Genomic DNA, 11650 nt, shown 5'->3' with positions numbered 1-11650 from the left:
GGCACCGACTGCCGGGAAGGCTGCAAAAAATCGCTATACACAACGGGTATACACACGGTGTAGAGTGCTCTCCATGTCTATCGGCCACACCCTGCTCGGGCTTCTGGAGTCCGGACCGCGCCACGGTTACGACCTCAAGCGCGCCTTCGACGAGAAATTCGGCCACGACCGGCCGCTCCACTACGGGCAGGTCTACTCGACCATGTCCCGGCTGCTGAAGAACGGCCTGGTCGAGGTCGACGGCATAGAGGCCGGAGGGGGTCCCGAGCGCAAGCGGTACGCCATCACCGATGCCGGCGTCACCGATGTCGCCCAGTGGCTCTCCCAGCCGGAGAAGCCGGAGCCCTACCTCCAGTCGACGCTCTACACCAAGCTCGTCCTCGCGCTGCTCACCGGCCGCAGCGCGCACGAGCTGCTCGACGTCCAGCGCGCCGAGCATCTGCGGCTGATGCGTACCCTGACCGACCGCAAGCGGCACGGCGACCTCGCCGACCAGCTCGTCTGCGACCACGCGCTGTTCCATCTGGAGGCCGATCTGCGCTGGCTGGAGCTGGCCGCCGCCCGGCTGGACAAACTCGCCGAGCAGGTGCGCGCATGACGCCCGCCGGTGCCCTGCTCGTCGCCGAGGATCTGCGCAAGGCATACGGCGCCACCCCCGCGCTCGACGGCGCCTCGTTCGCCATCCGTCCCGGCGAGGTCGTCGCCGTCATGGGCCCGTCCGGCTCCGGGAAGTCCACCCTGCTGCACTGCCTCGCCGGGATCGTCCGCCCCGACTCGGGCACCATCACCTATGAGGGCCGGACGCTCGGCGCGATGACGGACGCCGAGCGCAGCGCCCTGCGCCGGCACGCCTTCGGCTTCGTCTTCCAGTTCGGCCGGCTCGTGCCCGAGCTGACCTGTCTGGAGAATGTGGCACTGCCGCTGCGGCTCGCGGGCACCCGCCGCAAGGAGGCGGAGCGCGCCGCGCTGGCATGGCTGGAGCGCCTGGAGGTCGACGGTGTCGGGCACAAGCGGCCCGGCGAGGTCTCCGGCGGACAGGGCCAGCGGGTCGCGGTCGCCCGTTCGCTGGTCGGCGATCCGCGCGTGATCTTCGCCGACGAGCCGACCGGAGCGCTCGACTCGCTCAACGGCGAGCGGGTGATGGAGCTGCTGACCGACGCGGCGAGGTCCATCCGTACCGCCGTCGTTCTGGTCACTCATGAGGCGCGGGTCGCCGCCTACTCGGACCGCGAGATCGTCGTGCGGGACGGAAAGTGCCGCGACCTGGAGCACGCGGGATGACCCTCCTCGACCGGCGGAAGACCGCCGTCCCGCGGCCGGAATCCGGGTCCGACGGCTTCGGCGCCTGGCCCCGCGACCTCGCGCTCGGCATCCGGTTCGCCCTGTCAGGCGGCCGCGAGGGCTGGGCCCGTACCGCGCTGACGGCGGTGGGGGTCGGACTCGGTGTGGCGCTGCTCTTCTTCGCGGCGTCCGTGCCGCACATGACCGCCGCCCGCGCCGAACGCGGCGACGCGCGGCGGGCCGCCGAGGCGTCGTCCGGGCAGTCGCCGGACGGCTCGGCCCTGCTGTGGGCCGACGCGGGCACCGAGTACCGCGGCGACCCCGTCGGCGGTCAACTGCTGCGCCCGGAGGGCCCGGAGGCGCCGAAGCCGCCCGGGGTGACCGCGCTGCCGGGCCCCGGCGGCATGCTCGTCTCCCCCGCGCTGCGCGACCTGCTCGGCTCGCCGGACGGCGCCCTCCTCAAGGAGCGGCTGGACTACCACGACGTCGGCACCATCGCCGAGCGCGGCCTGCTCGCCCCCGGCGAACTCCGCTTCTACGCGGGCAGCGACACCCTCTCCACCGACAGGGGCGCCCTGCGGGCGGCCGGTTACGGTGCGCACGACCCCGGGCTTCCGACGAATCCGGTCCTGGTGGTGCTGATCATCCTGATCTGTGTGGTGCTGCTCGCCCCGGTGGCCGTCTTCATCGCCACCGCCGTCCGGTTCGGCGGCGACCGCAGGGACCGCAGGCTGGCCGCGCTGCGGCTGGTCGGCGCGGACATCAGGATGACCCGGCGCATCGCCGCGGGCGAGGCCCTGTGCGGCGCGGTGCTGGGGCTGGTCCTCGGAGCCGTGATCTTCCTGGCCGCCAGACCCCTGGCGGGCGGTGTGCAGTTGTGGAGCCTGAGCGCCTTCCCCGCCGACATCGCGCCGGTGCCCGCGCTCGCCGCGCTCATCGTGTTCGCCGTACCGGCGTCGGCCGTCCTGGTCACCCTGGCCGCCCTGCGCTCGGTCGTCATCGAACCGCTGGGCGTCGTACGCGAATCCGGTCCCCGCCGGCGCCGGCTCTGGTGGCGGCTGCTGATGCCCGTCGTCGGCGTCGCCGTCCTCGCCCTGACGGAGACCGTCGAGGGCGACAGCGAGGGAGTCGATCCGTATCCCGTCGCGGCCGGGACGCTGCTGGTGCTGACCGGCCTCACCGCCCTGCTGCCGTGGCTGGTGGAGGCGGTGGTGGCCCGGCTGCGGGGCGGTCCCGTGCCCTGGCAGCTCGCCATGCGCCGGCTCCAGCTCGGCAGCGGCACCGCGGCCCGCGCCGTGAGCGGGATCACCGTGGCCGTGGCGGGCGCGATCGCCCTCCAGATGATGTTCGGCGGGATGCAGGAGGACTTCCTGAAACCGACGGGCCAGGACGCCGCCCGCGCCGGCCTCGACATCAGCACGGAGTTCGGTGACGGGGCGCTGGCGGAACGGATGACCGAGGACTTCCGCCGCACACAGGGGGTCACCGCCGTCATCGGCGTCGTCGAGACGTATGTCACCCGGCCCGGGGGCGTCGCCACCGGCGAGATCCAGCCCACCACGACCTTGACGATCGGCGCCTGCGCCACCCTCCGCGAACTGGCCCGGCTGCCGTCCTGCCGGGACGGCGACACCTTCGTCGCCCACACCGCCGGGCAGACGGAAGGCAACGCGTGGATCGACAAGACGGCCCGGCCGGGCAAGCCCGTCGATCTCAACGCCGGCTCCACGCGCGACGGTTCGAAGCCGGTCCTGTGGACCCTGCCCGCGTCCACCCGTACGGTGCGGACCGTGCCGGACCCGATGGGCACCGAACACGACGGCATCCTCGCCACCACGGGAGCCGTCGACACGGGCCGGCTGCCCGGCGGGACGACCCGTGCCGCGATCCGTGTCGACAGGCGGACACCCGACGCCGAGGAGCATGTGCGCAACACCGCGGCGCGCCTCGACCCGACGATGCGCGTGTGGAAGCTGCAGAACATGGAGCGGGACAAGCAGTACGCCACCGTGCAGACGGGCCTGCTGGCCGGCGGCGCCGCCACGATGGCCCTGATCGCCGCGAGCATGCTGGTCGCGCAGATCGAGCAACTCCGGGAGCGCAAGCGGCTGTTGTCCGCTCTGGTGGCCTTCGGCACCCGCAGATCGACCCTCGCCTGGTCGGTGCTGTGGGGGACGGCCGTGCCGGTTGTGGCGGGCACCGTCCTCGCGATCGGCGGTGGGCTGGTCCTCGGCGACGCCATGCTGCACATCGTGAACAAACCGGTCAAGGATTGGTCGGTGTTCCTGCCCTTCGCGGGCGCGGGGGTCGCCGTGATCCTGCTGGTGACGGTGGGCAGTCTGCCGTTCCTCTGGCGCGTGATGCGGCCGGACGGCCTGCGGACGGAGTGAGGCGCCGGGCCGGCCGGGCGTTCCGCCCCGCCGGCCCGTGCGACCGGCGTACCGCCCGGGAGGGGCACCTCCGCCGGCGGCGGCCATGTCGGTTATTTCTGTGGTCCGCGTTCTCTGTGCCACCATCAGTAACCTGTCCGGCCCCCGGAAGCCCTCAAAAGGGATTTCCTCCCCCACAAGGAGTGCGCATGCTCACTGTTGGTGACAGGTTCCCCGCGTTCGAGCTGACCGCCTGTGTCTCGCTGGAGAGCGGCAAGGAGTTCGAGGAGATCAACCACAAGACCTATGAAGGCACCTGGCTGGTCGTCTTCGCCTGGCCCAAGGACTTCACCTTTGTGTGCCCGACCGAGATCGCGGCCTTCGGCCGGCTGAACGAGGACTTCAGGGACCGTGACGCCCAGCTCCTCGGCTTCTCGGGCGACTCGGAGTATGTCCACCACGCCTGGCGCAAGGACCATCCGGACCTGCGGGACCTGCCGTTCCCGATGATGGCGGACTCCGGGCACGAGCTGATGCGCGACCTGGGCATCGAGGACGGGGACGGCTTCGCCAGGCGCGCCGTCTTCATCGTCGACCCGGAGAACGAGATCCAGTTCGCGATGGTGACGGCGGGCTCCGTCGGGCGCAACCCCAGGGAGGTCCTGCGGGTGCTGGACGCCCTCCAGACCGACGAGCTGTGCCCGTGCAACTGGAACAAGGGAGAGGAAACCCTGGACTCCGCCAAGCTTCTGTCGGGCGTGTGACGCCGCGATGGCACTCGACGATCTGAAGTCGGCCCTGCCGGACTACGCGAAGGACCTGCGGCTGAACCTCGGTTCGGTCATCGGCAACAGCGAGCTGCCGCAGCAGCGGCTCTGGGGCACGGTGCTGGCCTGTGCGATCGCGTCACGCTCGGCGACGGTGCTGCGCGAGCTGGCGCCGGAGGCGAAGTCCCGGCTGAGCGCCGAGGCGTACACCGCCGCCAAGACGGCCGCCGCGATGATGGCGATGAACAACGTCTTCTACCGGACCCGGCATCTGCTGTCGGACCCCGAGTACGGATCCCTGCGCGCCGGACTGCGGATGAACGTCATCGGCAACCCTGGCGTGGAGCGGGTCGACTTCGAGTTCTGGTCGCTCGCCGTCTCCGCCGTCAACGGCTGCGGCCTGTGCCTCGACGCGCACGAGCGGGTGCTGCGCAAGGCGGGCCTGGACCGCGAGGCCGTCCAGGAAGCCTTCAAGATCGCCTCGGTGATCCAGGCCGTGGGCACGACGCTCGACGCCGAGGCCGTCCTCGCTGAGTGAGCCCCGATTGCCGAGGGGCCCCGTGGACATTCCACGGGGCCCCACTCGGACAGACCGGATCACTCCTGGTTCTCGCGCCCCTCCGGGGCCGCGACCGCGCCGGACGGTGCCACGACCGCGGGCGCCGGGGCGGGCGGCGGTTCCGGCGCGCTGTCGGCCACCGCCTCGGCCGGCGGCGGCGGGGAACTCCGCGCATACTGCCCCTGGCTGTACGCGCGGAGATAGCCGACGACGGTATTGGTCACCGCCACCAGCGGCACCGCCACCACCGCGCCGCCGATGCCCGCGACCAGTCCGCCGGCCGCCACGGAGAGGACGACGGCGAGCGGATGCACCCGTACCGCGCGGCCCAGGATGAAGGGCTGCAGCACATGGCCCTCGATCTGCTGGACGGCGAGCACGACGACCAGGACCATCAGCGCGGTGAACACGTCCTGGGTGACCAGCGCGACCACCACGGCCAGAGCGCCCGAGATCACCGCGCCGACCAGCGGGATGAAGGCGCCCAGGAAGATGAAGACGGCCAGCGGCACCGCCAGCGGCACATCGAGGAAGTAGAGCCCCAGACCGATGAAGGTCGCGTCGATCAGCGCCACGATGACCGTGCCGCGCACATAGGCGGTGAGGGTGCGCCAGGCACGGGGCCCGGCTCCGGCCACACCCTCCCGGGCCTGCGCCGGGACCAGTTTGAGCGTCCACTCCCAGATCCGCCTGCCGTCGTACAGCAGGAAGAGCGTCGAGAACATCGCCAGCAGCATGCCCGTCAGGAACTCGACCATCACGGTCACGCCCTGCAGGCCCGCCGACGTTATCTCCTCGGTATTGGTGCCGACGGCGTCGCTCAGGTTCTTCGCGATGTCATTGATCTGGTCCTCGGTCACATGGAACGGACTGTTGAGGAGCCAGCGCTTCAGCTCGTCGATACCGTCGGTGACCCGGTTGGAGAGATCGTCGATGTTCTCCATGACCTGCCACACCACGAACCAGCCGACCAGCCCCATGAGGACGAATCCCGCTATGGCGGTGAGGGAGGTGGCCAGCCCGCGCGGCACCCCGTGGCTCTTGAGCCGGGCCACCGTGGGCTGGAGCAGGGCCGTGATGAGCAGCCCGGCGACAAAGGCCAGGACGACCAGTTGTACGGCGCTGATCACGCGCATCAGCACCCAGAGCGTGCCGGCCAGCACGAGCAGCCGCCAGGCGGCCTCGCCCGCGACGCGGATCCCCCAGGGGATGGCGGCGACGGGATCGGGTTTGGCCGACACGGCGGGCGCGTGGGCGGGCGGTGGAGGCACGCTCTTCGGCGCCGCCGAGGACCCGAGGTCCTCGCCTGCCTCCGCCTCGGCCCTGCGCTCGTCCAAGCGCTCTCCGATAAGGGTCAGTTCCGCGCCCAGCCGACCCAGCCATCCTGGCACTCTTGACATGATGTTCCCTCTTCCCCCCGGTGGGCTCTCCACTCGCTCCCCCGGGAGCCGTCCGCACCGACCGTACACGTACGAAGCCCCCCGCCGTAGGGACGGCGGGGGGCTTCGCGGGGTTGAGTACCGCTCGGGCCGGTGCGGGCCTGAGGGGCTTCGCGTACCCCTAGTACCAGTTGTTGGCCTGCCAGAACGACCAGGCGCCACAGGGGCTGTCGTAGCGGCCGTTCATGTAGTTCAGGCCCCACTTGATCTGGGTGGCCGGATTGGTCTGCCAGTCCGCGCCCGCCGAGGCCATCTTCGAGCCGGGGAGCGCCTGGACGAGACCGTACGCGCCGGACGAAGCGTTCTGCGCCGTGTAGTTCCAGCCGGACTCGTGGCTCACGATGTTGCTGAAGCACTGGAACTGGTCGGCCGGGATCATCTGCCGGGCGATCGCCTGGACCTGGGCGATGGTGTAGGAGCTCTGCGGCGCGAAGGCGCTGGCGGAACGCACCTCGTCGCGGCTCGCGCGCTCTTCCGCTTCCTTGGCCGCGCGCTCGCGCTCGACCTTGTCGTCAGCGGCTTCCTTCTTCGCCTTGGCGTCCTTGGCGGCCTGGATACGGGCCGCTTCCTCGGCGGACTTCTTCGCGGTCGCGTCGGCGGCGGCCGCCTGCACGTCCGCCTGCTGCGTCAGCGACGCGGTCTGGACCTGCGCCTGCTGGCCTGCGGGGATGTCTGCGAGGAGCGTCGTGTCGGCTGCGGTCGCCTCGAAGTTGTCGTTCGAGGTCTGAGGGTCGCCCGAGGCGACACCCACGACAGCGCCGACGGTGGTGACCGCAGTGGCTGACGCCACGGCGAATCCCCGGACCGAGATCCGGCTCACACGGTGTCCTTCCAGCATCGCCCGCATAGGTGACCTCGCGGGCGCGATCGTGCCCCTGTCACTGGCCTCCCCACTGCTGGGTCACGGGAGACACGGGCCCGCTGGACAACCCCCTTGCGGGGACTGCCGCGTGGTGCACGGGCGGCATACGGCGGCAGTTGTTGAATTGTGTGGTGCCACACCTGTGGAGGTGTACGTGTGCCGCATGCGGGGCCTGACGGAAGCAAGACTCTGCCGGACGGCGACACCCTGAGGCAATTCTTCGTTGCGTGTGAAAGCTCACACCCCGTTTGCCGCAAGAGATTTATGGAAATCGCGGCACAGCACAACGCCGCCCGGCTAAGCTCTTCGGCTTCACCGGGCGGCGCCAACTGTGGTGATTCAGGCTAGATCTGGCCGTCCTCCAACATTTCGGTCACGAGCGCGGCGATCTGCGAACGCTCGGAGCGGGTGAGAGTGACATGCGCGAACAGCGGATGGCCCTTGAGCTTCTCGACGACGGCGACGATCCCGTCGTACCGGCCCACCCGCAAGTTGTCCCGCTGCGCGACGTCATGCGTGAGCACCACCCGGGAGTTCGCCCCGATCCGGGACAGAACGGTCAGCAGGACGTTCCGCTCCAGCGACTGGGCCTCGTCGACGATGACGAACGCGTCGTGCAGTGACCGGCCGCGGATGTGAGTGAGCGGCAGCACTTCGAGCATGCCGCGCCCCAGCACCTCCTCGATCACCTCACGGCCGGCGACCGCGGAGAGCGTGTCGAAGACCGCCTGCGCCCAGGGGCTCATCTTCTCGGCCTCGGTGCCGGGCAGATAGCCGAGCTCCTGGCCGCCGACCGCGTACAGCGGCCGGAAGACCATCACCTTCTGATGCTGCCGGCGCTCCAGAACCGCCTCCAGGCCCGCGCAGAGGGCCAGCGCCGACTTGCCCGTGCCGGCCCGGCCGCCCATCGACACAATGCCGATGTCCGGGTCGAGGAGGAGATCGAGGGCGATGCGCTGCTCGGCGCTGCGGCCGTGGATCCCGAAGGCCTCACGGTCACCGCGGACGAGCCGGACATTTCCCTCGGCGGTGACCCGGCCCAGCGCCTTGCCGCGCTCGGACTGGAGCACCAGCCCGGTGTGCACGGGCAGCTCGCTCGCCTCGGGCACATGGACCGTCTCCTCCGTATAGAGGAGGTCCACCTGATCAGCGGCGAGCGACAGCTCGCTCATCCCTGTCCAGCCGGAGTCGGTGATGGCGAGTTCGGCGCGGTACTCCTCGGCGAGAAGTCCGACCGACGACGCCTTGATGCGCAGCGGCAGGTCCTTGGAGACGACCGTGACGTCGTACCCCTCGGCCTGCAGATTGCGCGCGACCGCGAGAATCCGTGAGTCGTTGTCCCCCAATCGGAAGCCGGCTGGCAGGATGCCGGGATCAGAGTGGTTGAGCTCGACGCGCAGCGTGCCGCCCAGGTCGCCCAGCGGGATGGGGGCGTCGAGACGGCCATAGCGGATTCGGAAGTCGTCGAGCAGGCGCAGCGCCTGCCGGGCGAAGTAGCCGAGCTCCGGATGGTGCCTCTTGGCCTCCAACTCCGTGATCACCACGATCGGGAGCACGACTTCGTGCTCCTCGAAGCGGGACATGGCGTTCGGATCGGCCAGCAGGACGCTGGTGTCGAGAACATAGGTGCGCCTGTCGGGCATGCGGCGCTTTGTGCTGGTCACCACGGAAGGACGTACCCCCTCGGCTGAGGTCGGGGTGCGACGGCGTCGCGGGCGGGTGGGCCGGGCTCGGGTCCCATGCGCGGGCCGAGCTCCGGCCCTCCATGTCGCCCGTACGTCTCACCGCACGGTCGTCCTGGTGCAAAGGGCCTCCCGGGCGGACGGCCCCATGCCGTCCGCTGAGATGCGACATCCGCCGGCATCGCTGCCAGTACTTTTCGGACGTCGACCTGGAGGAGGTATGCCCTCGAACGCTCGCCGCCATGCCATGGCATATGACGGACGGCGGATGAATGCCGGGTGAAGAGACCGGTCGTACGGGGGCGCGCGCCGGGGGCGGAGGCCCGGATGCCTTGCGGGAACTGACCCGTCGCCGGGGACCTTTACGGGATCCTGACGCCGGGCGGCGCGCCGCGGCGTGTCGCGCTTATCACCCGAATACGCGGGGCGGACCTCCGTGGCCGGCCGGCCGCGGAGGTCCGCCGGGCGCGGAGGTCAGGAACCGTAGCGGCGGTGGCGTGCCGCGTAGTCACGCAGCGCCCGCAGGAAGTCGACCTTGCGGAAGGCCGGCCAGAAGACTTCGCAGAAGTAGTACTCCGAATGGGCGCTCTGCCACAGCATGAAGCCGGAGAGACGCTGCTCGCCGCTGGTACGGATGACCAGGTCGGGGTCGGGCTGGCCGCGCGTGTAGAGGTGCGAGGAGATCATGTCGGTGTCGACGATCTCGGCGAGGTCCTCGAAGGAGGTGCCCTTGCTCGCGTGGTCGATCAGCAGGGAGCGGACGGCGTCCGCGATCTCCTGTCGGCCGCCGTAGCCCACGGCGACATTGACGAGTATCCCCTTGTTGTCGACGGTGGCCTGTTCGGCCTCCTTGATCACGGTCTGGGTGCGGGCCGGCAGCAGGTCCAGCGTGCCGACGTGGTGCACCCGCCAGCGGCCGTCGGCCGCCAGATCGCGGACCGCGTTCTCGATGATGCCCAGCAGCGGGACGAGCTCTTCCTCGGGACGGTCGAAGTTGTCCGTGGAGAGCATCCAGAGGGTGACGACCTCGACATTGGTCTCGGAGCACCAGCCGAGCAGTTCCAGGATCTTGCTGGCGCCGGCCTTGTGCCCTTGCTCGGTCGTACCGCCGGACGCCTTGGCCCAGCGACGGTTGCCGTCGAGGATGACGCCGATGTGCTTGGGCACCTGGGCGTGATCGAGGCGGCCTTCCACCCGGCGTGCATAGAGCCCGTACACCAGGTCGCGCAGGTTCACTGAGTCCACCTCTCGATTCCATGGGGACCGGCGCGTCCGCTGGCGGGATCCTGGGGCCGGCCCAGGACCCCGAAGCCGTCACAGTACTGCGCGGTCACCACGGTCACCCAACCCGGCCTGTCACAAGTACGTGATAAGGAATGAGACGTGACTGATTTTCCCTCTTACCTCGCAGCCGACGACCGGTACGACTCCATGGAGTACCGGCGCAGCGGTCGCAGTGGCCTGAAATTGCCCGCGATCTCTCTCGGCCTCTGGCACAACTTCGGTGACGACCGCACCCTCGACTCGCAGCGCGCGATCCTGCGCCGCGCCTTCGATCTCGGCGTCACGCACTTCGACCTGGCGAACAACTACGGTCCGCCGCCCGGATCCGCCGAGCTGAATTTCGGCAAGATCTTCGCCCAGGACTTTTCCGCCTACCGGGATGAACTCATCATTTCCACCAAGGCGGGCTATCTGATGCATCCCGGCCCTTACGGGGAATGGGGTTCCCGTAAGTACCTGTTGTCGTCGCTGGACGCGTCCCTGGAGCGGATGGGACTCGACTACGTCGACATCTTCTACTCGCACCGCTTCGACCCGGAGACTCCGCTTGAGGAGACGATGGGCGCGCTGGCGTCCGCCGTGCGGCAGGGCAAGGCGCTGTACGTCGGGGTCTCGTCGTACAACGCGGAGCAGACCGCCGAGGCGGCCGGGCTGCTGAAGGAGATGGGCGTCCCCGCCCTCATCCACCAGCCCTCCTACTCGATGATCAACCGCTGGATCGAGGACGACGGCCTGCTCGACACCCTGGAGACGGCCGGAATGGGCTGCATCTCCTTTGTGCCGCTCGCGCAGGGGCTGCTGACGAACAAGTACCTGAAGGGCATTCCGGAGGGCTCGCGGGCCACCCAGGGCAAGTCCCTGAACCCGAATCTGCTCTCCGACGAGGTCACGCGGCGGCTGAACGGGCTGAACGAGATCGCGCGGCGTCGCGGTCAGTCGCTGGCACAGCTCGCGCTGAACTGGGTGCTCCGTGACGCCCGGATGACCTCCGCGCTGATCGGCGCGTCGAGTGTGAAGCAGCTCGACGAGAATGTCGCCGCGCTGGCCGGTGCGCCGCTCTCCGCGGACGACCTCCGGGAGATCGACGACTTCGCGGTGGACACCAAGGGCACGAACATCTGGGCCGACCGGGGCTGACACCCCCGGCGCGGGCCCGCCCAACGGCCCGCCGCCGGGCCGCCGGCTGTCGGTCGGCGGCCCCGGCACAGAAAACGGGCCGGTCCGTGGGGGGGATACGGACCGGCCCGAGGGGGGGTTTCCACCATAACCCTTCGTAAGTGCTGTTGGGTGCCGCAGCGGGCTGCGATGTCTCCGCGACGGCCGCCGGCGCTGTCCTGCCACCACGCCTCGAACTCCGGCTTCACCAGGTCGGACTGAGGCGTGTTGTCTGCTTCCGTGTCACGCAGC

General features: G+C 70.0%; 10 protein-coding genes. 6 read left to right on the top strand and 4 right to left on the bottom strand.

Annotation, left to right across the window (positions count from 1 at the left end):
* Positions 1-73 precede the first annotated feature (73 nt).
* From ABZ707_RS13420 to ABZ707_RS13400, 5 genes are all read left to right on the top strand, one after another.
* Positions 74-598 (top strand): PadR family transcriptional regulator, encoded by a 525-nt coding sequence (locus ABZ707_RS13420; protein ID WP_360172646.1) that lies wholly within the window; start codon positions 74-76, stop codon positions 596-598.
* A complete protein-coding gene (locus tag ABZ707_RS13415; RefSeq protein ID WP_360172643.1) occupies positions 595-1281 on the top strand; it encodes an ABC transporter ATP-binding protein in 687 nt (228 codons plus the stop codon). Before ABZ707_RS13420 ends, ABZ707_RS13415 begins: the two co-directional genes overlap by 4 nt.
* A complete protein-coding gene (locus tag ABZ707_RS13410) occupies positions 1278-3671 on the top strand; it encodes an FtsX-like permease family protein (RefSeq protein ID WP_360172640.1) in 2394 nt (797 codons plus the stop codon). The genes ABZ707_RS13415 and ABZ707_RS13410 overlap by 4 nt, the downstream gene beginning before the upstream one ends.
* Positions 3672-3859: 188 nt before the next feature.
* A complete protein-coding gene (locus ABZ707_RS13405) occupies positions 3860-4414 on the top strand; it encodes a peroxiredoxin (protein ID WP_360172637.1) in 555 nt (184 codons plus the stop codon).
* 7 nt (positions 4415-4421) lie between these two features.
* On the top strand, positions 4422-4955 hold the full coding sequence (locus ABZ707_RS13400) for an alkyl hydroperoxide reductase (protein ID WP_360172635.1): 534 nt from the start codon (positions 4422-4424) through the stop codon (positions 4953-4955).
* A gap of 59 nt (positions 4956-5014) precedes the next feature.
* Here ABZ707_RS13400 and ABZ707_RS13395 read toward each other — a convergent pair whose 3' ends face one another.
* From ABZ707_RS13395 to ABZ707_RS13380, 4 genes are all read right to left on the bottom strand, one after another.
* Positions 5015-6376 (bottom strand): AI-2E family transporter, encoded by a 1362-nt coding sequence (locus ABZ707_RS13395; RefSeq protein WP_360172632.1) that lies wholly within the window; start codon positions 6374-6376, stop codon positions 5015-5017.
* Positions 6377-6536: 160 nt separating this feature from the next.
* Entirely contained in the window at positions 6537-7235 is a 699-nt protein-coding gene (locus tag ABZ707_RS13390; RefSeq protein ID WP_360172629.1) for a transglycosylase SLT domain-containing protein, read from the bottom strand.
* Between the two features lie 386 nt (positions 7236-7621).
* A complete protein-coding gene (locus tag ABZ707_RS13385; protein ID WP_319680442.1) occupies positions 7622-8944 on the bottom strand; it encodes a PhoH family protein in 1323 nt (440 codons plus the stop codon).
* A 489-nt stretch (positions 8945-9433) separates the two neighbouring features.
* Positions 9434-10195, bottom strand: a complete 762-nt coding sequence (locus ABZ707_RS13380; protein ID WP_360173819.1) for an isoprenyl transferase — start codon at positions 10193-10195, stop codon at positions 9434-9436.
* Between the two features lie 147 nt (positions 10196-10342).
* Here ABZ707_RS13380 and mgrA point away from each other — a divergent pair, with 147 nt between their 5' ends.
* Positions 10343-11380 (top strand): L-glyceraldehyde 3-phosphate reductase, encoded by a 1038-nt coding sequence (mgrA, locus tag ABZ707_RS13375; RefSeq protein ID WP_360172625.1) that lies wholly within the window; start codon positions 10343-10345, stop codon positions 11378-11380.
* Positions 11381-11650: the final 270 nt, after the last annotated feature.

The sequence above is a fragment of the Streptomyces sp. NPDC006923 genome (assembly GCF_040635655.1).
In the GTDB taxonomy this organism is placed as follows: domain Bacteria; phylum Actinomycetota; class Actinomycetes; order Streptomycetales; family Streptomycetaceae; genus Streptomyces.
This window is presented reverse-complemented; position numbering and strand designations above follow the sequence as displayed.

Excerpts from the sequence above, each read along its gene's own strand:
- ABZ707_RS13400 (WP_360172635.1), top strand. The coding sequence starts at position 4,422 with ATGGCACTCGACGATCTGAAGTCGGCCCTGCCGGACTACGCGAAGGAC.
- ABZ707_RS13395 (WP_360172632.1), bottom strand. The coding sequence starts at position 6,376 with ATGTCAAGAGTGCCAGGATGGCTGGGTCGGCTGGGCGCGGAACTGACC.
- ABZ707_RS13410 (WP_360172640.1), top strand. The coding sequence starts at position 1,278 with ATGACCCTCCTCGACCGGCGGAAGACCGCCGTCCCGCGGCCGGAATCC.
- ABZ707_RS13420 (WP_360172646.1), top strand. The coding sequence starts at position 74 with ATGTCTATCGGCCACACCCTGCTCGGGCTTCTGGAGTCCGGACCGCGC.
- ABZ707_RS13405 (WP_360172637.1), top strand. The coding sequence starts at position 3,860 with ATGCTCACTGTTGGTGACAGGTTCCCCGCGTTCGAGCTGACCGCCTGT.
- ABZ707_RS13415 (WP_360172643.1), top strand. The coding sequence starts at position 595 with ATGACGCCCGCCGGTGCCCTGCTCGTCGCCGAGGATCTGCGCAAGGCA.